Below are 20,673 nucleotides of genomic sequence, written 5' to 3'. Positions count from 1 at the left end.
GGGGAACCGCAACGGGTTGCCCAACATCGCTAGGTTCTGCCCCCGTGGTGGACAGCCGTGCGCGCCAAGCAAGAACGTTCCTCGGGAGAGGACTCTGGGGCGCAATTGTCGCTGGAACTCTCCTTCTGGGTTGTTCCCCTTGTCCGGGATCTTCTCCTCCGGAACTTGTCTTTGTGAATGGTCCAGAACCCGAAAGCCTTGATCCTCACCTCATTACGGGCCAGCCGGAATCGCGATTGTGCGAGGCTCTTTTCGAGGGTTTAGTCGCTCGCGACGCCCAAGGACGCATCGTACCCGGGGTAGCCGAGAGCTGGGAGCTCTCGCCCGACGGGCGTACGTACACGTTCCACCTTCGCTCCTGCCGCTGGAGCGATGGTCACCCTTTGACGGCTGCTGAATTGGTTGCTTCTTGGCAACGGGCAATATCCCCCAAAACTGCATCTCGGTACGCAGACCTGTATGATGACATTGAAAATGCCCGATCCTACCGCCTAGGAAGACTCAAAGACTTCTCCCGCGTGGGGGTTCGAGCTCCGGACGCGCGAACAGTGATCGTGCGCTTGGAGCATCCGGTTCCCTACTTTTTGGATTTGTGTGCGCAACCGGTTTTCTATCCGGTCCCCATCGCAACGGTGGAACGTTGGAAAGACGACTGGACCAAGCCGCGCCACATAGTCTCAAACGGTGCCTATACGCTCGTATCCTGGCGCATCAACGATCGCGTCTGCCTCCGAAAAAACCCACTCTATTGGCGAGCCAACGAAGTACACATTTCAAGAATCGATGCACTAGCCGTGACCCAGGCTACCACCGCCTTTAATCTTTTCTATACTTCGGGTGCGGACCTTATTCTCGACAAGGGACTCGTGCCAACCTTTTTCCTTGAGTCCCTTTCTCGCCAACCGTACTTCCATTCGGGACCTTTTTTTGCCACGTATTTCTATCGTTTTAACGTGACGCGGTGGCCTCTTTCGGATCCTCGCGTGCGAAAGGCTCTTGCCATGTCCATCAATAAAAATCGACTGGTTACTCGCATCACGCGGGCCGGTGAAAGAATCGCCCCTTCCTTGACACCTCCCGGAGTACCGGGCTACACACCCCCCAAGGGCTTGGCCTACAATCCAGAGCGCGCGCGGCAACTACTGGCCGAGGCCGGATTTCCAGGAGGAAAGGGGTTTCCGCGCTTATCCATTTTGTACAACGCGGGCCAACAAAACGAGCAAATTGCTACAGAGATTCAAGCAATGTGGCGAGAGGTACTCGGAATTGACGTCGAACTTCGCAACGAGGAGTGGAAGGTTTATTTAGGTTCCCTTTCCTCACTTCAGTATGATATCGCACGCTCAAGCTGGGTGGGAGATTACCTCGATCCGAATACCTTCTTGAGCCTCTTTCTTTCTGGTGGCGGAAACAACAACACGGGGTGGTCGAACCGTCGATATGATGCACTGCTCCAAGAGGCAGCTCGAGAAGCCACCCAAAAACGTCGCTTCGAGCGACTCAGGGAAGCTGAAGAACTCCTTTTGGAAGAAGCGCCCATAGCACCCCTGTATTTCTACCAGGCGGTTCTCCTGTATCACGCTGACCACCTAGGTGGTATCGGCCCCAATCTTCTCGATCACCATCCCCTGCGTTGCCTTTTTATTCGAAAAAGCATCCGGAATCCGTAAAAACGATGGTGCGTTTCATTGTCCGGCGTGTGCTTGGGGCTTCCGTGGTCGTGTTTGCTGTGGTGAGTATTACCTTTGTTGCCATGAGAATAGCCCCTGGAAGCCCTTTTAGTGACGAACGAGCCATTGCTCCGGAGATCCTCCGGGAGTTGGAAGCCCGCTACAAACTTCAAGGCCCCATCTGGTCCCAGTACCTTGACTACTGGCAGGATCTTTTACGGGGTGATCTTCGCCTTTCCACTAAGTACCGGAACCGAACGGTGCGGGAAATCTTGGAACAATCGCTCCCCATCTCGCTAGGACTGGGAAGCCTAGCGCTGGTTTTTTCCCTAGTGGTTGGATCGGTCCTCGGTTGTCTTGCTGCTTTGTGGCATAACCGTTCTGCCGACCGTCTCGTGCTGACCATAAGCCTTGCCGGGCTGTGTATCCCTTCCTTTGTCCTGGCTCCCCTGGCCATTTTTCTTTTCTCCCTTGAGTTCCGGCTGGTACCCGCTGCCGGTTGGGGGACTCCACGTCAAGCACTGCTTCCCGTTCTTTGCCTTGCCGCACCTCCTACGGCGATCGTTGCACGCTTGCTTCGGGCAAGTCTCCTGGAAGTTCTTGAGCAAGACTTCATTCGAACCGCGCACGCAAAGGGTCTCTCCTGGCAACGGATTCTCTGGAAACATGCCTTTCGACCCTCCCTCTTACCTCTCATTTCCTATGCGTCCCCTCTGGCTGCCAATCTTTTGACCGGGTCTATGGTAATCGAAGAAGTTTTCCATATTCCAGGCATGGGCTCCTTTTTTGTCCAAAGTGTTCTTAACCGTGATGTCTTTGTCACCGGAGGCATCGTTCTTGTCTATAGCCTACTTCTTGTCTCCTTTAATCTCATATCGGATATTTTTTATGCACTATGCGATCCCAGGATACGTCTAACGTAAAAGGCATGCATTCCATCCTTTTCCGGCCCGGGACTAAGCTCATGCCCGTACCCGTGCTTTGTCTTTTGACCCTAACGCTTACGTCGCTCCTCGGACCTTGGCTTCTCCCTTATGACCCAATCACAATGAGCACAAAACAACTGGCCCCTCCCTCTCTTGAGCACTGGCTGGGAACCGACATTCACGGGAGAGACCTTTTAGCACGCCTTTTTGAAGGTATCCGGATTTCTCTCCTGGTGGGGCTTGTGGGAGCCACCGTCAGTGTCACAATCGGCGTTATCTACGGCGCCATCTCGGGATACGCTGGCGGAACCGTCGACCATATTCTCATGCGCCTCGTCGATATTCTCTACTCTCTTCCGACATTACTTTTTGCCATTCTCCTTATTACAATCTTTGAGAAACCGGTAACCCATGTATTGGCAACCGTGGGTTTGGTCTCCTGGGCGCCCCAAACGAGGCTCCTTCTTTTGTTCGTTGCCTTGGGGTGCGTGGAGTGGCTGACGGTTGCACGCGTGGTTCGAGGGCAGGTCTTAGTCTTGCGCGAACTCCCTTTCGTACACGCTTCCCGAGCGTTGGGCCAAACGGCTTGGAAAATCGTGCAACGCCAAATTTTGCCCCATCTTAAGGGAATTGTTACGGTGTACTTAACCCTGAGTGTCCCCTCGGTGATTTTGCAGGAATCCTTCCTTAGTTTCTTGGGCCTTGGCGTACAACCTCCCCATGCCAGCCTGGGAACTCTTATGGCCGATGGAGCCCAAGCGATTAACCCACTCCAAAGCCCTTGGTGGCTCTTGGCTGCACCCGGCTTGTCCCTGGGGATTCTGCTTTGGTCTCTCAATCGCATCGGGGAAGGACTTCGGGATCTTTGGGATGTTCGAAGACCCTAGATGCCGCTCTCCGTCACTCGCACCCGGGTTACAGCTGCTGGGCCCAGCGAATAGACCCTCCCCTCAACCGTCTGGACGTTGAGTTCCCCTAGCTCGCTCAATCCCAAGGCCATCCCCACAAACATCTCCCTTGGGCTTTCAATCCGCACCAGCCGCTGGAGCATCGGAGAGCGTGCTTCCCAACGGGCACGGCAAAGGGAAAAGTCCATGTGATAATTCCGGTACAATCGATGCAGAAAAGCGATCCATAGATCCATTCTTCTGGGCGGTGAGGAAACGTAAGACGCAAGGGAAGTAGCGACTGGTTTCAAGTCCTCATCCCAATCCTCCTCGGTCTGCCGGACGTTAAGACCTAGCCCAATGACCGCCTCTTGCAAGGCAGCTCCTTGAGTGCGGGTTTCGACCAGCACCCCACCTACTTTCCTTCCCTCAAGGAAAAGATCATTCGGCCAACCAAGGTCGATTCTTTGACCGCTTGTCTCCTCCACGGCTTCCGCTGCGGCCAGAGTGGCTACAATCGCAAGGCGAGTCGCCTGCCTGGCCTCCCAACCGGGTCGCAAAAGGATACTTCCGTACAGTCCCAGGCCAAGGGGCGACTGCCAGCCCCTCCCCCAGCGACCACGACCCTGCCTCTGGGCATCGGCCAATACAAAAAATCCCTCACCGGCTCCCTTTTCGGCCCAACGATGCGTCTCCTCATTGGTAGATCCGACCACTGGATAGGCTACGCCCGTAACCCACGGAACTCCGGAGATCCAAAGCCGATATTCCCACTCCCGGGAGCAGAAAATATCCGGTAGCGGAGCCAAGAGTCGGATCCCAAGAACGGGAGAAAGTTCCAGGGTGTAACCTCGTTTTTCTAAAAAAAACGCCTCTTCTACGATCTCTTGAGTCGATCGACCCAGCTTGAGAATCTTTTCCCATGGTACAAAACCGGACCGGCTCTCCCACAGAAGACCCCAGAAATCCCTCCGCCACGATTGTTCCGTCACAATCGGCCCAGAATCTTTCTCCCAATCGCTCAAGCTTTTCTTTTTTTATCGAAGGAAAGCCTCGTCGCCAAGAAGCCTTTTTCCCATCCCACGCCATGCTCCCTCCTTGGCGCCCGGCTAGGCCCCCCAAGCTAAAAAAGTCGCTACTCGCAACTCCCAACGGAACCGGGGGCTGCAGAAAAACTCCTTCTATCCACCTCCCAAAACTTGGCCCTGCTCTCGGCTCTAGGGGAAAATGCCCCCTTTCCCTTTTGCTCACTCCCTACCAATGACCAACCGCTTCCCGCCTTCCCTAGCCAATGCGCTCCTCGGTAGAGGCTAATCGCAATCTTTTCATTGGCCCGGATACAAGCTTTTATCGCCTCAGGGTCCTTTTCACAAAAAAGAACCGTTTTCCACGAATAAATGTGTTTTGGCTTATGGAAATCACTATTCGCGACAAAAGGAAGTTTCTTTAATGAAACAGGAGTAAAAAGATCATGCCGGTTGGCGATTTCCCATGCATCTAAAAGAAGCGCGAAACGTTCTCGGTTTTCCCATAGATATAAGGTATCTTTTCCCCATACGCTTTGGAATTTATGGGGATGAGAAGCAATGGCAAGTCCGCCTTGATCATGAATCGCATCGATAATTTCCTCCAAACTCAGCCCAGGATCGATGGGTGTTTTGACATCAACTCCCAACAGATGGGCCGAGCTCTTCGCCGCTAAGGAATCTTTATTAAATTCGATCCCGGCGAACAATATGAGTCCATATTCTGTCCAGGCTCGACGTTTTTCCTCTTCAATGGCAGCAAAATATTGAGGCAACTGGCTCGGAACAAGGACTAACCCGGTGAGCCGGCAGAGGCGACCCAAAAGAACTTTTGGATCCACAAGGTGGTCGGTTACACACAGACAATCAAACCCACGCGAGCCATAAAAATCCACAAGTTCGCGGAGAGTTAACGATCCGTCTGAAAAGGTTGTATGGGCATGAAAATCACACAGAAGAACGGAAGACGAACGTTCGGTGCCGGTCATCCGAGGAATGAAGGAGAAGGAAAAGGTAACGTCGGAATCCAAAGATCGGTCTTCACATTGGCTTACAATCGCGCGTGCAATTCGCACAGCGGCATCTGCCCGGGAAGGATCTGGCCAATTCCGTTGCAGCTCCTTCCAGCGCCGGCCGTTATGGGCAAAGAGCTCTTCCAGACACCTAACCACTTCTCCGGGACGCTGGGCCCGAAAACCTACGCCCAGCCTTCGCAGCAACGCTTCATTTCCCTCCTCTTGGCCCGGAAACACCTGTGTAATGACCATTGGTCGATGCGCTGCGAGAACTTCTTGAACGAGAGCACCTCCTGCCTTGCCGACAACAACATGGTGAGAAAGGAGGAGTTCCGCCATCTTCCCCGTCCATCCCAAAACTTCGACCCTGTCACCCCACCGCTGAGCAAACGTTTTGAGCCGTTGATAGCACGCTACGTTACGGCCGCATACTACGGTGACCGTCCATTCCTTTTTTTGGGCTAAAAGCTCAACGATGCGGCGAGCCCATTTCCAGCCAGTTCCAAGCACATATAAAATGCGAGGGTTGCCCCACTCAATGGGCTGGGGAACTTTACTCTTGCGCTCTGAAAGATGCGCAAGACTTACGGGAACGGGAAAACCGGTCACGTGAATCTTGGTGGGATCCATGCCGGTTTTTTGGAGAAGAAAAGCGCCGGTTGCCTCATCGGGTACCGCAAAAGCGTCGGTGGGCCACTCATACCAGATGGGATGGAGAGGAAGGGTGTCCGTTACAATGGTCCAGTGGTGAAACGGTTTGGCACGCCCTTCACGATACAGCCGATGCAGATAGAAATTAAACAAGGGGTAGGTACACACAACAGCATCCGGCTCACTTTCGTGAAGCAGCCCATCGAGAAAGGCCAGAAGTGCGGAAGATCGAGCCAAAAGCGGCCGGTACCACCGCCACCGCGCCGAGCTCCTATAAAGAAGACGCCACAGCCAGGGAAATTCATTCGCCACCAGCGGATATCCCTGCTCGAGCCAGCGAGTCCAGCCAGGGATCTCTCGCAACGGGTCGTAGATCTCCACCCGTATGTCTGGTGGACCCAGCCAAAGAAGCGCATCCCGAATGTTCCGAGCGGCCGAGTTATGCCCTTCGCCAAAGCTTGCAGTAAGACAGAGTATTCTTATCATCTTTTTTTCTACCGCTAGGAAGAACTGTTCCAGGTGTCAATGTTGATTCTGTTACAACTGTGTTACAATTCGGTCTGGGCATACGGTTATCCGGCTGCGGGAAACCGAACCGGGACTTGCCAGATAGGGGTCATTGTGCTTCCATGGGTTGCGTGCAAGCAGTTTTAGCGGGGAAAGTCGGAATTGCGCTGGGTGTGGCAAACCATCGAAGTCTTGCTTGGAGCATTGCGCAAGCGTGGCACAACGCCGGGGCACGCGTTTTGATCGGCTACCAAGGGGAGCGATTCAAAAAAAATATCGACGAGCTTCTCCCGGAATTAGGTCCTGATTCGCTGGCCTTTCCTTGTGATGTGGCATCCGACCAAGAACTTGACCGCTTTTTTACGGAATTAGCTTCCAAAGTCGGCTACTTGGATTTTCTTCTCCACAGTATTGCTTATGCACCCAGGGAAGCACTGGAGGGGCGGCTTTTGGATACAGGCCGAGCTGCCTTTAACACGGCGCTCGATGTAAGCGTTTATTCCTTGATCGGTTTGGCACAAAGAGCTGCTCCCCTCCTCCGAAAGGGCGGTTCGCTTCTTACCTTAACCTACTACGGATCCCAGAAGGTCGTTCCCCATTACAATGTCATGGGGGTAGCCAAAGCAGCTCTAGAAGCGACTGTCCGATATCTTGCGTTCGATCTAGGCCCTCAAGGAATCCGCGTCAACGCGATTAGCGCAGGTCCCGTCAACACTCTTGCAGCCCGGGGAATCCCTGGTTTTACGGAAATGCTTCGCTACGCAGCGCAGCGCTCACCATTACAACGAAACGTCTCTTTGCCCGAGCTGGGAGCCGTGGCCACCTTTCTCGTAAGCGAGGCAGCCAGTGCGATTACGGGTCAAGTTGTTTTTGCTGACTGCGGTTACTCCATTATGGGAGGATGAGCTTTGGGGAGCTTGGCCGATCCAGTAGTCACCATTTGCCTTTGGGATGTGGATGGAACCCTCATCTCAACCGGCGGAGCCGGGCGAAGCGCCATGCTCGGGGCATTGGAGGAACTCACAGGAAGGGACTTGAGTTGGGATGGGATCGAAGTCAGCGGGCAAACGGATCGGTGCATTCTCCACCAGTTTGCAAAGAAGTACCGGCTTTCGTGGGATGTTTTGCAGGAAAAAACCTTTATTGCTGTGTATTGTAATCGATTACGCCGGGAATTGGGCCAAAGCAGGGGCCAGATTCAGAAGGGCGTCAAAGAGATCCTCGAGTTAAGCCGCCAACGCCACGAACGGTCAATTGTCCACGGGCTTTTAACGGGCAACTTTCAGGAAGCGGCCTTGATTAAATTAGACCATTTTGGTCTGGACTCCTACTTTCCCTTTGGCGCCTTTGCTCAAGACGGTTTTGATCGTCTTGATTTGGCACGCGCTGCCCTGCGAAAAGCGATCCAGTTCGTTGCGCAACCGGTGGACCCAGTGCAGGTTCTCATCATCGGCGATACCCCGCATGATATCCGGTGCGCTTATGGGATCGGAGCCCAGGCTCTCGCAGTGGCCACAGGAAACTTTTCCCGCAAAGAACTCCTCGCCACAGGCCATTCGGCGGTTTGGGAGAATCTGGGCGACGTGGAAGCATTTTTTTCTTTTCTAAAGAGTCTTTCGGCCCGTAGGCATCACAAAGGAAAGAGGGATCTTGTCCGTAAGGAATCCAAGAATGTATCCCTTCCTCTTGCGGCCCCACCGGCGTAGAGCCATGGGCTGGGCGAAACTGCGCAAAGGAAAGCACCCTTCACCATGGCCATAAAGCGACCTCTTATCATAGCTCACCGAAAAAACCCCCAACATCGGCAAAAGACTGCGCCCGCAGGGCAAAGTCGGCCGAAAAGACCTTGGGGACCGTTTTTTCAATTCCTTGTTCGGTTCCGCTTGGATCTCATTGTCCTCGCACTCTCGATGGCTGCAAGCTCGATAGCCGTGTGGCTAGCGTTGCAACGTTCTCACGTTATCATCATAGGACCTCAACACAATCGGCTCACACGACTCGTGCAAAAACAGCCCAACCCTGAGACTTCGCAATCTCCCCAAGGATCTCGATGAAGGTAACTGAGTTCCCAGGCGACCTTTATTTAGGAACGAGCGGATGGAGTTATTCTGATTGGAAAGACCGCTATTACAAAGGTTTACCTTCTCGAGATTGGCTAACCGAGTATGCAAAACATTTTCCCGCAGTCGAGGTCAATGCCACATTCTACCGAGCGGTATCCCCCGGAACCTTTACCAGCTGGAATAAGACTACCCCGGAAGAGTTTGCCTTTGCGATCAAAGGGTCTCGCCGAATTACACACGTTCAGAAACTTTCGTGCACACCGGAGGCAGTCTTGCAGGAGCGCGAGGGTTGCCGTCCCTTGGGGACAAAACTCAAAGCGGTCTTATGGCAATTACCCTCTTCTTTGCACTGTGATCTTGAGAAGCTGAAAGCCTTTGCTTGCCTTCTTAAGGAATGGAAAGACGTTCGACATGTCCTTGAGTTTCGGCACTCCTCATGGCACAACCAGGAAGTGGCGTCCATTTTGCGACACTGGCAATTGGCCAATTGCCAATCCCACTCAGGGAAGTGGCCCTTTTGGGAAGCGGTTACCACCGACTGCGTTTATGTGCGGCTCCACGGCAGTCCCGAGACCTACGTTTCTGCATATACGAGCGCAGAATTAACGGAATGGGCCTACAGGATTTGCGGCTGGCTTGCGAAGAAGTATGAGGTACACATTTATTTTGATAACACGGCCCATGGAATCGCTTGGGAAAATGCGCGACAACTCCTAGAACTTCTTACAAAAAGCAACTGACTTTAAGATGGAGCTCCATCTGAGCCAGCCCCTTGAGCTGGTTCACCAGGTAAACGCTTCAGTTTTTTCTCCAGCGTTTCGACTCTTCGCTTTATCCAAAGATCAAACTTCTGGCGCTGATCCGGTTCCAAAAGAGGACTAATTCGCATCTGTAATTGTTTCCAAAGTCGCTCTCGCTCCACCAAGAAATGTCGGTGCATACTGACCCCTACACGGCGGCATTCCTCTTCCACAATGGGACTAATCTTGCGAACTTGATCCGCGGACAGCGGCAAACCCTTCTCCAATTGTTGGGTTAGTTGGTTCGCCCAGTAATGAACCCGGGCACCTGGGAGCGCGACTGTTCTTTTCCACCGGCTCGCCCTTCCCACCCAAAACCCCGAAGCAAACGACGCCCCAAAGAAAAGGACAAGCGAAAGAGCAATAAACCAGGGCCGACTAAGAAGATTCAAGAGCTTCATTTGTTTTTCCCTCTGGCATCCCAACCGGAGAAGCACGGCTCAAAAGGTAGCTCTTCTTTAAAAAAACCCATGTGTGTCTCTCTTTTTCTGACGTGCCAAAAGACGCTTCGGGTAAGGTTGCACCCGTCGTCGGCTCTACCAGATTCTCCCAATCCACATCCTCCCAATTGGGATCGAGCTGCGAGATATCCTCCCCTTGCCAGAGAAAAGCAAAGGCCAAAACGGCGGCCAGAGCCCCAACGAGGATCCATCCACCCCATAATGCCGACTGTTGCTCCCACCGCTTGGCGCGTTCCCTGTGCCATTGTGCCAGGATCTGCCGCAGTGTTTCAGGGGGGAGGACCGAAGGCTGGTCATGTCTTTCCACCGGGGCTTGGCTTACCCACCGTGCCAGCTTTTCCCAAGCTCCTTCCCAACGCTCTCTCATTGGGTGTCCACCTCCTCTCCGAGCTTCACCAAAAGCGCGCGTAACTTTTTTCGAGCTCGGGAAGCCCGAACTTTTACTTTTGAAATGCCCCATCCCAAAAGGGCAGCCACCTCGGCTGTGGAAGCGCCTTCCATATCCATCATTCGAACTATAATCCGATCCTGCGGAGACAGCGCCTCTAATAACCTTTCGGCAAGCTCCCTGGCCGCGGCAAGATGCGCAGGCCCACCCTCATACTCCCTAGGACTCACCAACTCCTCCAGCACCACCTTCTCGTCTTGAGTAAGTTCCGACCACCGTAGTTCCGGTCTTCTCTTTTCCTTCCGGAGAGCATCCAAACAGGTAGAGAGGGCAATTCTGGAAACCCAATGATGGAAGGGCGCCACACCCCGATATTGGTCAATGCGCGTCAATACCTTTAGAAGCACGTCCTGAATGAGATCCTCTTCCTCCATCCGTCGCGGCAGATGATTGCGAACAATTCGTAAGACCAAGGGATAAATGGCTTCCAAAACAAGGGTCGCCGCCTTCTCATCCCCTGCTCGCAGAGCCTCGGCAAGGGAGACAGCATCCAGCTCTGAAATTTCCATGAACAAAGGGCCACCCGTCTATTAAGTAATGACGCGGCCCTCTTCCATCAGGTTACCGGCCACGCGAAAATCCTATGGGTCCCCAGGGTTGCCTCATCCAAAGTAGAGACTCATCGTCAACAATAGTAATGGACCGCATTTGCCCCCTTCCGGGTTCGAGCCTTCTACCAAAGCCACTAGCTAACTGTCCGTAGGGTTGCCAACAGCAAAACAATACAAAGACACATAAGGCTCTTCCTGACAGCATATCCGAAGAAAGTTGCGTGTATGGGCCAAGCGGCAGGGTGTTGGCTAGAAGACGGCTTGGCGGATGTGGAAGAGGAGCGTTTGGCTGTTCCCGCAGAAGAGTTTCCAACCGGGAGGGTAATCGTGTGCATACGGAGTCGGAACGGCCTGACGGCCTGACCCTCTAGGCATAGGTATCCAGCGCCGATGAAACACTGGATTGAGAGAGGCAATTGGCTTGGATTTTCCGAGTTTACTCTCAGGCAAACCGTTACCGATGGTCAAAGCCCCCAAGGAGGGCGGCTCCGGCATGAATGACCATCATAGAGGGTTCGTTGGGCGGCTCTCTTGTCTCAAGGCCGGCGTCATCGTGGTCGCCCACTCGCGCCGGCTGATGCGCTTGGGCTTCGAGTAGCGGGAAGTGACATTGGGCGTGCAGAGTCGATCGATCCCGGTGGTGGATCCCAATCAATTGACCGACGATATCGTGCGCGCCCTGCGTGAAAAGATCGTTTCCTTGTGTGCCAGGCTTTACGGGAAGAGGTCTACTGGAAACGGTGGAAGAAGACGGTCGGAGGCATTTATGAGAAAGATTTTCAATTTTCACATACGAGACACGTTTGACGCTGACACTGGAAGAGGTTTCTCGTCTCCGAGGCCTATCCGGCGCTCTACGGGCAGGCTGGAGCAAAGTTTTGGTGCCGGATGCGGGCTCGTGTTTCGCTAAAAAACTTAGTCGATCTTTCCTGCAGCGGTTGGGTGTAACCGCCTGGGAGCTCGATGCCGTCCGGGTCCGAGCTCAAAGCAAAGATCGCTTGGAGTGGGCCAACGGCGGCCCCAGCTCATGGACGAAGCTAAGGAGCGGGCTCCGGAGAGCGGAAAAGGTGATCCGCGAGCTTGAGGAAAGGAAGCCAGGATAAAACGCTTTGCAAAAAAGGCCGCTAGTCATCCTGCGGACCGAACTTGACGTGCTCTTGCCCCGTCAGAAATCCCGAGCGGGTGCGCCTCTGTTTGGGCTGCCGCGGCCTCTTCCCATTAAGAGTTTTTTGGAAGAAAAACGGATACTCCAACCATGCGGGCGGGAAGAAGGATTGGCAGGTGGAATGGAGGAGCCCGTTTCTATGTGCTAGGGTCGAAGTACGAGACGGCCGCCAAGCAGTCTTGCCAGGCCACGGTATCCATGGACGGCAGCCGATCGGTTGCCATTGCGGCTTCCGGACGGATGGAAGACCCCGAGCCAATACCTGGTTCTTGAGGGTCTGCGTCTGCTCTACGGCGAGGAGGCGATCCTCCAGGTCCTTTCCGCCAGCCGGATGGTGAAGAGAACACCCAAGACAGGGAAACTCGTCCGGAAGCGGGAGGCATCTGCGGTAAAGCTACCGGTTCGAGCGGGACCGAAAGGGGTGGCGAGTGTTTGCGAGCGTCGCGGTGCAACCTCTTTCCTTGGTGACGCTCACCTTGCCGCAGCGGTGAGGATCGACAGGAACGAGGATCATCTCGGCTTGCCCGAAACGGACCGCTTTGGCGATCGGGTGGATGTTCGTCGGATCGGATTGCATCTCGATGGCAAGGGCAAGGAAGAGGGAAAAGCGATCCTTTTTTCCTGCCGAAGTCGAGCTGATCGGAGTCAACCCGGCCTACACGTCTGTGATGGGTGCGGTCAACCGCGCGGCCTCGTGCCCTCAGCTGGAGAGGATTGGGTCTCTGGGAACGCGTATCCGTGCCAGAGGCAGTCGTGCCTACTCGCAACGGGGGTCATGTCACTTGGCCCTACCCGCAAGCGATTGGACGCAACATGTATGGTCGTTTCCATGGCGGTGGGTCCGGAAGAGACTCAAAGCGGTTCATGGAGCACACGCCCTTTCGGGAAACAATCGACTGGCTCCGATGCCTTTGCCCCCGAAGACGTGGGACTGGGGCGCTATCCAGGTTTTACCAGCGAAATCCCGGCACGCGAACCGTCGGCAGCGCCGTTCGGCCGGCATCCCGGAGGATCTTCCGTGGTAGGGGAATGGTTGTCTATGCTTTGAGGAAGAGTTGCAAGCCCCCATGAAACACCTTCCTTGAAAGAGCCAGAAAGCCACCGGAAAAAAGAAAAGGTCAAATTGCGAGACCCTCCTTTTTCATTTCCCCGGGCAGCTCTTCCTTAAAGCCAACAGCACAGCTCTTGAGCCCTTCGAGGAACTTTCCTTAGTGCTCCGGTCCGTTCGCTTCTCCAGGGCCATGGAACTTTCTCCCCAACACCCTGAAAACCCTCTCCAGAAGGCCACTACCTCTGAAAATAGCTTAAAAGTTCTGACGGTTTCACTTTTGTTAAATCAGCCTCCACTGTTTGCGCCAAACTTGCTTGCACCCGTTGGGGCAGCTTTTCCCGAAGCCGGTGTAAAACTTCAGCCGGTGCTGCCAGAGCCCATCGTTTCGGATTGTGCTCTGCCACAATTTCGGTGATGGCTTGGGCTAACACAGAAACTAATCGCTTTTTGAGTTCCAGTTCCAAGTTGTGCCGCTCTCCGGTTGCGCCGGCCCCGGTCAGATGGAGGCTGATTACAGGAAAACGGCCCGCCTCGTCGCTCAATAATTCTCGTAGCCGCTTGTGGGCTTCCACCAGCGCAAGAGTCTCTAAAAGTTCAAGTCTCGGCTTTCCTGTAAGCGGATCGTATGCTACTACGTAAGCGTTAAGGTAGCCAAGATCGGCAACAACGATGAGATTGAGCTTGGGCATAACTGGAACCATAGTTAATCGCTCAACAGGAGTCGTGGCAAGCGTCCAGAATGCTTACCCCACCTAGACCTTCGCCCGACCCCACAGATCCCAAGGCTCTCCCCTTGGATCTTTCTTGAGGTGGCTGGAGCTTTTGAGAAAGGACCCCCCCTATGCAGGCCATGGTATGGAACGGTGGAGACCAGCTTGAGGAGTGCCGGGATTGGCCTTGCCCGGAGCCAGGTCCGGGGCAAATTCTCGTCCAGGTCACCGCTTGTGGGATCTGTCGAACCGATCTTCACATTCTCGAAAAGGATCTTCCGTCTCCGAAGCTTCCTCTCATCCTGGGGCACCAGATCGTCGGCACCGTTGTTGCCCGTGGGCCAGGGTGCCGGCGATTTAGTCTAGGAGACCGTGTAGGTATTCCTTGGCTGGCCTGGAGCTGTGAGCATTGCTCGTATTGTCGCTCTGGCCGAGAAAACCTTTGCGACAACGCCCGGTTTACCGGCTATACGGTCGATGGGGGATATGCTCAGTACACCGTTGCCCACGAAGCCTACTGCTTTACGATCCCTTCGCAGTACACAGACGTGGAAGCAGCTCCGCTTCTTTGCGCAGGTCTCATTGGATTTCGGGCTTACTCCATGGCCCGGGATGGAAATGTCCTGGGCTTCTATGGATTTGGTGCTGCCGCCCATATTCTGGTTCAGCTCTGTCATGCGGAAGGAAAACGCGTCTTTGCCTTTGTAAGACCGGGGGACGAAGCTGCCAAAGCTTTTGCACGAAGTCTTGGATGTGCGTGGGCCGGAGATTCCACCCAATCTCCCCCAGAGCCCATGGATGCCGCCCTGATCTTTGCGCCTGTCGGAGCTCTTGTGCCTAGGGCTCTTGAGCATCTTCGCAAAGGAGGAAAGGTGGTCTGCGGTGGGATCCATATGACCGATATCCCCTCCTTTCCGTACCGGCTCTTATGGGATGAAAGAACCATACAATCGGTTGCCAACCTCACCCGCAAGGACGGCGAGGAATTTTTTGCGCGTGCAGCGCAAATCAAAATTCAAACCCAAGTTCGCACGTACCCTTTGGAAGCTGCGAACGAAGCCATCAGGGAGTTCCGTTTGGGGAAAATCCAGGGGGCGGCAGTTCTTCTCCCCAAGAAGAAACATTGAGACTTGACGAACCACTACCGGATCGAAGATTGTGCCATGCGAAAGGAGCTCTGGGTCCAAAATCGCCTGGAGTAGAAAGCAGGAACGGCATGACAGAAGTTAAGCTTCGTAAAGGGGAATCGATCGATAAAGCGTTACGGAGACTTAAAAAGAAACTCGACCGAGAAGGTACCTTACGGGAAGCTCGCATGCGACGGAGTTTCGAAAAGCCTTGCGATAAAAGGCGACGCAAGTCGAAAGAGGCTCGGCTCAAGGCGTAAATTTCTTTTGGTCCTTTGGACCGGAAGCTTTCGCTACCTTCCCTTGGCGGTTTTTGCTCCCAAGAAGCAAAGACAGCTAATTAGGGCCTTTCCGAGAGGGGCGAACGGAGGATCCAAAGGACGATCCTTCGATTCCATTTTCTTCCGTCGGGTGTGTCGTTGGGTGCAACCGGCCTACCTTCTGCGCAGCCTAAAGCAACCAGTCGCCCAGTGGGAAAATGGCCCTCCGTCGCCAGGAGTCGAGCCACCGAAGCGGCTCGATGCGAACTTACCTCCCAGTTACTGGGGAAAGTTGGTTGGGCCCAGGAAGAAGGAGGAAGAGAATCGGTATGAGCAACCACCCAGAGTTCCTCATCGTTTTCCAAGGGTTGAACCACGGCCGATAGCTCTCTCAACAATCGGATCCCTTCTGCATGGGGCCGGGTTTCTCCTGAACGAAAAAGAAGCTCCTGTGCCAACGTCATACGTACCTTGTCCTGAACGACGCCGACCGAAATTCCGGTCAAATGTTTTTCGCTTACCCAAGTTTGGAGTTTTTTCGCTCGTTCCAAGGCACGCCCGTAGGCAATAGCCCGGCTCCGTTCCTGGTCTTGTGCAAGCCCGAGTGCACCCCCTCGTTTTTCCTCCCGTTCCTGCACGGAACGAAGCGTCTGAGCTGTCCGCTCGAGAAGGGCCTCTTCGGTCCGTAAAAGACTCCCGGCTTTGGCTAGTTCGCTCTGGAGTTTGTCCACCTCGGATCGCAAGCGTTGGTTATCCCGAAGAAGCAAAAGGTTGTCTTCGGCAAGGGAGCGGGTGCGTTGTTCCATTTTCCGGTATCCCAGGAAAGAATATGCCGCTATTGTTACCAGAAACGCAGTAAGCCCAAGGAAAAGCATCCATGCTCCCGCTCCACTCCAAGAAAAGGCAACGAGCCATCGACGAGGGGTAGCCGGACGGGCAATCGTCAACCACGATTTTGCCGGATCGTGGTCCTCTGAATCGGGAAGTCGCAAGGGTTCGCTCATGCTTCAGGCAAAGCCATCGCTTAACGATTCCGTCTTTCTCGCACTACGGCCTAGAGACATTGACATTACGAACCTCTTCAGAGGCCCGTTCCTTAGAGGGAGCCACAAGCAATCCATTTTCGGAAGCGATGGGCCTCTCTACGACAGGCAGAGAAAAGCGCAGCAGGGTCTCACCGCGCAAGACGGCGACGCTTAATCGCTGCCCTACCCGAGCATAAAAAGCGGGATCTACTACGTCCCTGGGATAATGAATGGGTTTTCCTTGGAGCTCATACAGGATATCACCTGCCTGAAGGCCACTGCTTGCCGCGGGCGTCCCAGGAATTAGACGGCTGATCCGGGCAAATTTTCCCTCCACCATCTCGCCCGGGGCCTCCTCGACCTCAACGCCAACCCACCCGTATCGAACACGACCGTAGCTGACCAGATCGTCCCGAATGCGCTCCAGAGCTTGACTTGGCAGGGCATAGGTAATCCGCCGGTTATCTGCTACCATGACCACCATGCCAACGACCTCGCAATGATCATTGAGCAAGGGAGAACCAATCTGCCCCGGACTGACGGACACATCAGTTCGAAGGTGGGTGGTAGGGAAAAATTGGTTAAGAAACTGCGTATCCATCCCTGCAACAAGCCCAAAACTGGGAGCTGCGGGAAGATTTAAGGGATAGCCGACGGCAACCACAGGACTCCCAGGCTGTAGGCACCTTGAATCACCCATAGCCAGAATCTTGTACCGCGATTGCGGAGCAGCGGCCCGAACCAGGGCCACTCCACTCCGCCGATCGCCCCCCACCACCTGAGCAGCATACCGGCGCCCGTCGATCTCCACGGCAACCTCCCGGGAAGATCCGACGACACCCCAAGCCGTAAGAAGACTCCCATCATGAGCCACAAAAAACCCCGTCCCGACTGTCGTCAATTCGCCCTGGCGAGCCCAAACGCGAGCTACCCCCTCTCTGGCCGTAAGAAAGATACGATTGACCTCGCGCTCAATACTTTCGAAAAGCCCTTGCCCGACAAGATCGTGACAGGTCAGAAGACACCCGCCTAAAAGAAAAACAACCAATCGCCCGACAACCCTAAAAGGCGACGGTGGGATCATACGTTTCTGATGCCCCGGTGAACACATACTCGGCCTCAGGCCGCGGAATGACCCGAGGAGCAACCGGGGGCAAAGCGACTGAGGGGGCACGATTGCGCGCGGGTGTCACAAGCTGCGTCTCTACACGGGCAGGAGTTGATGAGAGGTTCGAACCTGCCAAAAAAGTCCCTTTGACTCGTGCTTCTTTCCAGCGAGCCACGCCAAGAAGGGAAAGTAACACCATTGCAATGCTCATCGCCCAGCGCGCTCGTGATGGCCACAGGACCATATGCCCAGCATGAACGGCCCACCATCGAAGGAACCTTTCAGGAAGGGTGGGTTCCTGAACCAGACTGGCTTGGAGCCGCTGCCGAAAACGGCCCGACAGTGACTGGAAATACTTATCTCCTACCTTTCGGTCAATTTCCTCTTCAAGCAAAAAAGCAACCAGACGGCCTATGCGGTGATTCTCCTCGTCCCGATATCGAGAATCCTTGGTGGCGCGGTTCTTCATCCTCTTTCCTTCTATCAGGTTTACCAATAGCCTTGCAAACAACGTTTTAGTTGTTGATGGGCATAAAACAACCGGGAGCGAACCGTACCCTCCGAGCAGCCCAAAATTTGGGCGATCTCCCCATGGCTCATTCCCTCAAGATCGAAAAGGGTCACTACCACCCTATGAGCGTAAGACAACCGTGACAAGCATTCGTTCAATTTCTTTTGTAGTTCTTCAAGCTCCAATCGCCGCAGCGACTCTCGACCGCTCCTTTGATCCACCAACTCCTCAGGGAGCGGGCGTTCTTCCTCATCTGCCTCAAGACTTACCGTGGGCCTTGTGTACGCCCGGCGCCTCCAGTTAATCGCACTATTGACTGCGATCCGGTAAATCCATGTGTAAAAGGAAGAATCCTCCCGGAAGCGATTGATGTTTCGATAGGCTTTGACAAGTGTTTCCAGTAAAACGTCATCCGCATCTTGATAGTTGAGCACAATCCCATAAATGACGTTGAAAAGTCGCCGCTGGTACCTCTGAATCAAACAGTCAAATGCTTCGGGTTCTCCCTTTTTCGTTCGCACCACAAGTTCGCGATCCGAAGGTTCCGTAGGGGGAGCCACCTGCGGGTCCTGCGTCTGTTCCTCGCAAGCCGCCCGGTGCCGAGAAAGAAGTTCGTCCACCATAGCCAAAACGCTCCTCGACTGCGTAGCTAAGATTACCGCGGCACAAACCAACGAAGCAAGAAAAAGCTTTCCCGAAGTGTGCGAGGCTTGCTTCTTGGCAAGGAACGCTTTTTTGTTCCAAGGAGGGAAAACCTTGAAGGTCATCTTGGCAAAAGATTTTGAATTCGAAGCTGCTCAGTGGCTGCCCTCCTTCCCAGAAGGTCACCATTGCCGCCGGATTCACGGCCATAGCTTTCGCGTCACGGTAGCCGTGAGTGGTCCTGTTGACCCGGTAACGGGAATCCTCTACGATCACGCGCGCATTTCGGAGGCCGTAGAGCCTTTGATTGCATTACTGGACCACCGAGTCCTCAACGAGATTGCCGGTTTAGAAAATCCCAGCATGGAACGGCTTGCCGCCTGGTTTTGGGAGCGACTCTTTCCCCAACTCCCGGGATTGTACGAAATCGTCATCCAGGAAACCTCAAAAACCCGGTGCATCTATCGTGGTGACACCTAGAGGAAAAGGCGCAAAGAGGACCCTATGGAAGAAATGCATCGTCTGATGGAACCAAGGCTCCGACGGCTCGACCAATGGAAAAGCCATGGGGTGGACCCTTTTGGCCAGGCTTTTTTGGATACGCTCCCCTCAGCGCAGATTCTCTCCTGGGAGCCGCGCAACCAACGAGTCCGCCTGGCGGGCCGAATCATTGCCTGGCGAGACATGGGCAAAAGTGTTTTTGCTCATCTTCTGGATCAAAGTGGCAAGATTCAAATCTACGGAAACGTTCAATCCCTTGGTGAGGAGAGTTATCGGTTATTCAAAGAGTTGGAGCTTGGAGATATTGTTGGAATCGAAGGGGAGCTTTTTTCTACCCGAACGGGTGAAAAAACGGTGCGGGCACGATCGTTTCGCTTGCTATGCAAATCGTTACGACCCATTCCGTCGCTCTGGTACGGTCTGCAGGATCCTGAACTTCGGAGTCGCCATCGTTACCTGGACCTTATTGCCAATCCAGAGCGACGCGAGGTTTTCCTTTTGCGAAGCCGTCTTATTCGGCAGTTGCGCCGGATGCTCGAAGACCGAGGATTCATAGAGGTCGAAACCCCGATTCTTCACCCGGTAGCCGGAGGGGCCACAGCGCGACCCTTCGTCACCCATCACACCACTCTGGATCTAGATCTTTATCTGCGAATCGCTCCAGAGCTTTACCTGAAACGGCTTTTGGTGGCCGGATTCGAAAAAATCTACGAGCTAGGCCGCAATTTTCGTAACGAGGGCATTTCGCGGAAACACAACCCCGAATTTACCATGCTCGAAGCTTATTGGGCCTACGCGGACTACCGTACGATGGCAAAGCTTGTCGAGGAGTTAATTGTTGGACTGGCCCAGGAGCTACTGGGCAAGCTGCAGTATTCCCTGCGAACCTTGGAGGATCGGCTGGTAGAAATCGACCTTACCCCTCCGTGGGAATGGAAGACATACCGGCAGTGCATCGAAGAGGCGGCCGGAAGCGACTGGTATCTTCTTTCTTTCGAAGAGCAAAAGAAGCGAGCCCTTGAACTAGGGGTCGAAACGCACGGGACCACCGATCCGGTCGACCTTTCCCAAAAAATTTTTGAAAAACGGGTGGAATCGCAGACGTATTGCCCGCTTTTTGTAAGCCATTTACCTGCCGAGCTTGTCCCCCTTGCCAAGCCCAACGCGCAAGACCCGACGGTTGTGGATGCTTTTGAGCTCATCATCGGAGGTATGGAAATTGCGCCTGGCTATTCGGAGCTTAACGATCCACTCTTGCAGCGAAAACGAATGGAAACGCGGCTGGAAGAGGGCGGAACCATCGATGAAGACTTTCTCCACGCTCTCCAATACGGCATGCCACCCGCAGGTGGGATCGGAATCGGAATTGACCGCCTCGTTATGGTGTTTTCAGGGGTCAGCTCCATCCGTGAGGTCATTTTTTTTCCTACCCATCGACCCAAACCCTTCCCACTCTGAGCCCCGCTGCATTGCCTCCCCAACGAAAAGCCGTATAAAGAGCCCTCACGGATTGGTTTGCAGCAAGAGGTTCCACTGGAAGCTCTTGCGGTTTTGACCACAATACCTCT

At 54.2% G+C, this 20,673-nt stretch carries 24 protein-coding genes; 13 read left to right on the top strand and 11 right to left on the bottom strand.

Annotated features, from left to right (window positions below; translation table 11 throughout):
- Positions 1-173 precede the first annotated feature (173 nt).
- Genes KK925_RS02455 through KK925_RS02445 form a run of 3 tightly spaced genes read left to right on the top strand, consistent with a single transcriptional unit; the run spans position 174 to position 3,483 of the window.
- On the top strand, positions 174-1,670 hold the full coding sequence (locus tag KK925_RS02455; protein ID WP_214096230.1) for a peptide ABC transporter substrate-binding protein: 1,497 nt from the start codon (positions 174-176) through the stop codon (positions 1,668-1,670).
- Positions 1,671-1,675: 5 nt separating this feature from the next.
- Entirely contained in the window at positions 1,676-2,593 is a 918-nt protein-coding gene (locus tag KK925_RS02450) for an ABC transporter permease (protein WP_174582811.1), read from the top strand.
- Between the two features lie 5 nt (positions 2,594-2,598).
- Positions 2,599-3,483, top strand: coding sequence for an ABC transporter permease (locus KK925_RS02445; protein WP_214096229.1), 885 nt, complete (start codon positions 2,599-2,601; stop codon positions 3,481-3,483).
- Here the strand turns inward: KK925_RS02445 and KK925_RS02440 are convergent.
- Positions 3,480-4,508 (bottom strand): biotin--[acetyl-CoA-carboxylase] ligase, encoded by a 1,029-nt coding sequence (locus KK925_RS02440; RefSeq protein ID WP_174582810.1) that lies wholly within the window; start codon positions 4,506-4,508, stop codon positions 3,480-3,482. The genes KK925_RS02445 and KK925_RS02440 overlap by 4 nt on opposite strands.
- Before the next feature lie 110 nt (positions 4,509-4,618).
- Complete coding sequence (locus KK925_RS02435) at positions 4,619-6,661, bottom strand: MGDG synthase family glycosyltransferase (RefSeq protein ID WP_174582809.1); 2,043 nt, start codon at positions 6,659-6,661, stop codon at positions 4,619-4,621.
- 39 nt (positions 6,662-6,700) lie between these two features.
- On the opposite strand from KK925_RS02435, the gene KK925_RS11230 reads away from it, so the two are divergent.
- The 4 genes from KK925_RS11230 to KK925_RS02420 all read left to right on the top strand — a co-directional run bounded on the left by KK925_RS11230 (position 6,701) and on the right by KK925_RS02420 (position 9,485).
- Positions 6,701-6,829 carry a hypothetical protein gene (locus tag KK925_RS11230; protein WP_268905620.1) on the top strand — a complete coding sequence of 43 codons (129 nt, stop codon included), beginning with the start codon at positions 6,701-6,703 and terminating at the stop codon, positions 6,827-6,829.
- The gene (locus tag KK925_RS02430; protein ID WP_174582808.1) at positions 6,805-7,587 is read left to right on the top strand and encodes an enoyl-ACP reductase FabI; all 783 of its coding nucleotides are present in this window, start codon (positions 6,805-6,807) and stop codon (positions 7,585-7,587) included. Before KK925_RS11230 ends, KK925_RS02430 begins: the two co-directional genes overlap by 25 nt.
- Before the next feature lie 12 nt (positions 7,588-7,599).
- Positions 7,600-8,388, top strand: coding sequence for an HAD hydrolase-like protein (locus tag KK925_RS02425; protein WP_174582807.1), 789 nt, complete (start codon positions 7,600-7,602; stop codon positions 8,386-8,388).
- A gap of 344 nt (positions 8,389-8,732) precedes the next feature.
- Positions 8,733-9,485, top strand: a complete 753-nt coding sequence (locus KK925_RS02420; RefSeq protein WP_174582806.1) for a DUF72 domain-containing protein — start codon at positions 8,733-8,735, stop codon at positions 9,483-9,485.
- 2 nt (positions 9,486-9,487) lie between these two features.
- Here KK925_RS02420 and KK925_RS02415 read toward each other — a convergent pair whose 3' ends face one another.
- From KK925_RS02415 to KK925_RS02400, 4 genes are all read right to left on the bottom strand, one after another.
- Positions 9,488-9,946, bottom strand: coding sequence for a hypothetical protein (locus tag KK925_RS02415; protein WP_174582805.1), 459 nt, complete (start codon positions 9,944-9,946; stop codon positions 9,488-9,490).
- The gene (locus KK925_RS02410) at positions 9,924-10,373 is read right to left on the bottom strand and encodes a hypothetical protein (protein ID WP_174582804.1); all 450 of its coding nucleotides are present in this window, start codon (positions 10,371-10,373) and stop codon (positions 9,924-9,926) included. Before KK925_RS02410 ends, KK925_RS02415 begins: the two co-directional genes overlap by 23 nt.
- Positions 10,370-10,963: an RNA polymerase sigma factor gene (locus tag KK925_RS02405; protein ID WP_174582803.1), complete on the bottom strand. Its 594-nt coding sequence runs from the start codon at positions 10,961-10,963 to the stop codon at positions 10,370-10,372. The genes KK925_RS02410 and KK925_RS02405 overlap by 4 nt, the downstream gene beginning before the upstream one ends.
- 496 nt (positions 10,964-11,459) lie before the next feature.
- The gene (locus tag KK925_RS02400) at positions 11,460-11,795 is read right to left on the bottom strand and encodes a hypothetical protein (protein ID WP_174582802.1); all 336 of its coding nucleotides are present in this window, start codon (positions 11,793-11,795) and stop codon (positions 11,460-11,462) included.
- 465 nt (positions 11,796-12,260) lie between these two features.
- On the opposite strand from KK925_RS02400, the gene KK925_RS02395 reads away from it, so the two are divergent.
- Together KK925_RS02395 and KK925_RS02390 are read left to right on the top strand one after the other, a co-directional pair.
- Positions 12,261-12,443 (top strand): hypothetical protein, encoded by a 183-nt coding sequence (locus KK925_RS02395; protein ID WP_214096228.1) that lies wholly within the window; start codon positions 12,261-12,263, stop codon positions 12,441-12,443.
- Between the two features lie 308 nt (positions 12,444-12,751).
- On the top strand, positions 12,752-13,195 hold the full coding sequence (locus KK925_RS02390; RefSeq protein WP_214096227.1) for a hypothetical protein: 444 nt from the start codon (positions 12,752-12,754) through the stop codon (positions 13,193-13,195).
- Between the two features lie 262 nt (positions 13,196-13,457).
- Here the strand turns inward: KK925_RS02390 and KK925_RS02385 are convergent, their stop codons facing one another.
- Positions 13,458-13,922: a host attachment protein gene (locus KK925_RS02385; protein ID WP_174582800.1), complete on the bottom strand. Its 465-nt coding sequence runs from the start codon at positions 13,920-13,922 to the stop codon at positions 13,458-13,460.
- A gap of 140 nt (positions 13,923-14,062) precedes the next feature.
- Here KK925_RS02385 and KK925_RS02380 point away from each other — a divergent pair, with 140 nt between their 5' ends.
- A complete protein-coding gene (locus tag KK925_RS02380) occupies positions 14,063-15,058 on the top strand; it encodes a zinc-dependent alcohol dehydrogenase family protein (RefSeq protein WP_214096226.1) in 996 nt (331 codons plus the stop codon).
- A gap of 89 nt (positions 15,059-15,147) precedes the next feature.
- A complete protein-coding gene (gene rpsU, locus KK925_RS02375) occupies positions 15,148-15,318 on the top strand; it encodes a 30S ribosomal protein S21 (RefSeq protein WP_174582799.1) in 171 nt (56 codons plus the stop codon).
- Positions 15,319-15,398: 80 nt separating this feature from the next.
- Here the strand turns inward: rpsU and KK925_RS02370 are convergent, their stop codons facing one another.
- From KK925_RS02370 to KK925_RS02355, 4 genes are read right to left on the bottom strand one after another with little or no spacing between them, the layout of a single operon-like run.
- Entirely contained in the window at positions 15,399-16,322 is a 924-nt protein-coding gene (locus KK925_RS02370) for an OmpA family protein (RefSeq protein WP_174582798.1), read from the bottom strand.
- 43 nt (positions 16,323-16,365) lie between these two features.
- A complete protein-coding gene (locus KK925_RS02365) occupies positions 16,366-17,427 on the bottom strand; it encodes a S1C family serine protease (RefSeq protein WP_174582797.1) in 1,062 nt (353 codons plus the stop codon).
- Positions 17,405-17,920: a hypothetical protein gene (locus tag KK925_RS02360; protein ID WP_174582796.1), complete on the bottom strand. Its 516-nt coding sequence runs from the start codon at positions 17,918-17,920 to the stop codon at positions 17,405-17,407. The genes KK925_RS02365 and KK925_RS02360 overlap by 23 nt, the downstream gene beginning before the upstream one ends.
- A gap of 20 nt (positions 17,921-17,940) precedes the next feature.
- On the bottom strand, positions 17,941-18,585 hold the full coding sequence (locus KK925_RS02355; RefSeq protein WP_174582795.1) for an RNA polymerase sigma factor: 645 nt from the start codon (positions 18,583-18,585) through the stop codon (positions 17,941-17,943).
- Positions 18,586-18,718: 133 nt separating this feature from the next.
- Between KK925_RS02355 and KK925_RS02350 the strand changes: the two genes are divergently transcribed.
- Positions 18,719-19,084, top strand: coding sequence for a 6-pyruvoyl trahydropterin synthase family protein (locus KK925_RS02350; protein WP_174582794.1), 366 nt, complete (start codon positions 18,719-18,721; stop codon positions 19,082-19,084).
- 45 nt (positions 19,085-19,129) lie between these two features.
- Positions 19,130-20,563: a lysine--tRNA ligase gene (gene lysS, locus KK925_RS02345; RefSeq protein ID WP_328706681.1), complete on the top strand. Its 1,434-nt coding sequence runs from the start codon at positions 19,130-19,132 to the stop codon at positions 20,561-20,563.
- Positions 20,564-20,673: the final 110 nt, after the last annotated feature.

Source organism: Candidatus Methylacidithermus pantelleriae, assembly GCF_905250085.1.
Classification (GTDB): Bacteria; Verrucomicrobiota; Verrucomicrobiia; order Methylacidiphilales; family Methylacidiphilaceae; genus Methylacidithermus; species Methylacidithermus pantelleriae.
The sequence above is the reverse complement of the archived record's forward strand: the minus strand, read 5'-3'. Positions and strand labels throughout refer to the sequence as shown.

Excerpts from the sequence above, each read along its gene's own strand:
- KK925_RS11230 (WP_268905620.1), top strand. The coding sequence starts at position 6,701 with ATGTTGATTCTGTTACAACTGTGTTACAATTCGGTCTGGGCATACGGT.
- KK925_RS02435 (WP_174582809.1), bottom strand. The coding sequence starts at position 6,661 with ATGATAAGAATACTCTGTCTTACTGCAAGCTTTGGCGAAGGGCATAAC.
- KK925_RS02445 (WP_214096229.1), top strand. The coding sequence starts at position 2,599 with ATGCATTCCATCCTTTTCCGGCCCGGGACTAAGCTCATGCCCGTACCC.
- KK925_RS02360 (WP_174582796.1), bottom strand. The coding sequence starts at position 17,920 with ATGAAGAACCGCGCCACCAAGGATTCTCGATATCGGGACGAGGAGAAT.
- lysS (WP_328706681.1), top strand. The coding sequence starts at position 19,130 with ATGGAACCAAGGCTCCGACGGCTCGACCAATGGAAAAGCCATGGGGTG.
- KK925_RS02370 (WP_174582798.1), bottom strand. The coding sequence starts at position 16,322 with ATGAGCGAACCCTTGCGACTTCCCGATTCAGAGGACCACGATCCGGCA.
- KK925_RS02355 (WP_174582795.1), bottom strand. The coding sequence starts at position 18,585 with ATGGTGGACGAACTTCTTTCTCGGCACCGGGCGGCTTGCGAGGAACAG.
- KK925_RS02365 (WP_174582797.1), bottom strand. The coding sequence starts at position 17,427 with ATGATCCCACCGTCGCCTTTTAGGGTTGTCGGGCGATTGGTTGTTTTT.
- KK925_RS02430 (WP_174582808.1), top strand. The coding sequence starts at position 6,805 with ATGGGTTGCGTGCAAGCAGTTTTAGCGGGGAAAGTCGGAATTGCGCTG.
- KK925_RS02415 (WP_174582805.1), bottom strand. The coding sequence starts at position 9,946 with ATGAAGCTCTTGAATCTTCTTAGTCGGCCCTGGTTTATTGCTCTTTCG.
- KK925_RS02385 (WP_174582800.1), bottom strand. The coding sequence starts at position 13,922 with ATGGTTCCAGTTATGCCCAAGCTCAATCTCATCGTTGTTGCCGATCTT.
- KK925_RS02405 (WP_174582803.1), bottom strand. The coding sequence starts at position 10,963 with ATGGAAATTTCAGAGCTGGATGCTGTCTCCCTTGCCGAGGCTCTGCGA.
- KK925_RS02420 (WP_174582806.1), top strand. The coding sequence starts at position 8,733 with ATGAAGGTAACTGAGTTCCCAGGCGACCTTTATTTAGGAACGAGCGGA.
- KK925_RS02395 (WP_214096228.1), top strand. The coding sequence starts at position 12,261 with ATGCGGGCGGGAAGAAGGATTGGCAGGTGGAATGGAGGAGCCCGTTTC.
- KK925_RS02410 (WP_174582804.1), bottom strand. The coding sequence starts at position 10,373 with ATGAGAGAGCGTTGGGAAGGAGCTTGGGAAAAGCTGGCACGGTGGGTA.
- rpsU (WP_174582799.1), top strand. The coding sequence starts at position 15,148 with ATGACAGAAGTTAAGCTTCGTAAAGGGGAATCGATCGATAAAGCGTTA.
- KK925_RS02390 (WP_214096227.1), top strand. The coding sequence starts at position 12,752 with ATGGCAAGGGCAAGGAAGAGGGAAAAGCGATCCTTTTTTCCTGCCGAA.
- KK925_RS02450 (WP_174582811.1), top strand. The coding sequence starts at position 1,676 with ATGGTGCGTTTCATTGTCCGGCGTGTGCTTGGGGCTTCCGTGGTCGTG.
- KK925_RS02380 (WP_214096226.1), top strand. The coding sequence starts at position 14,063 with ATGCAGGCCATGGTATGGAACGGTGGAGACCAGCTTGAGGAGTGCCGG.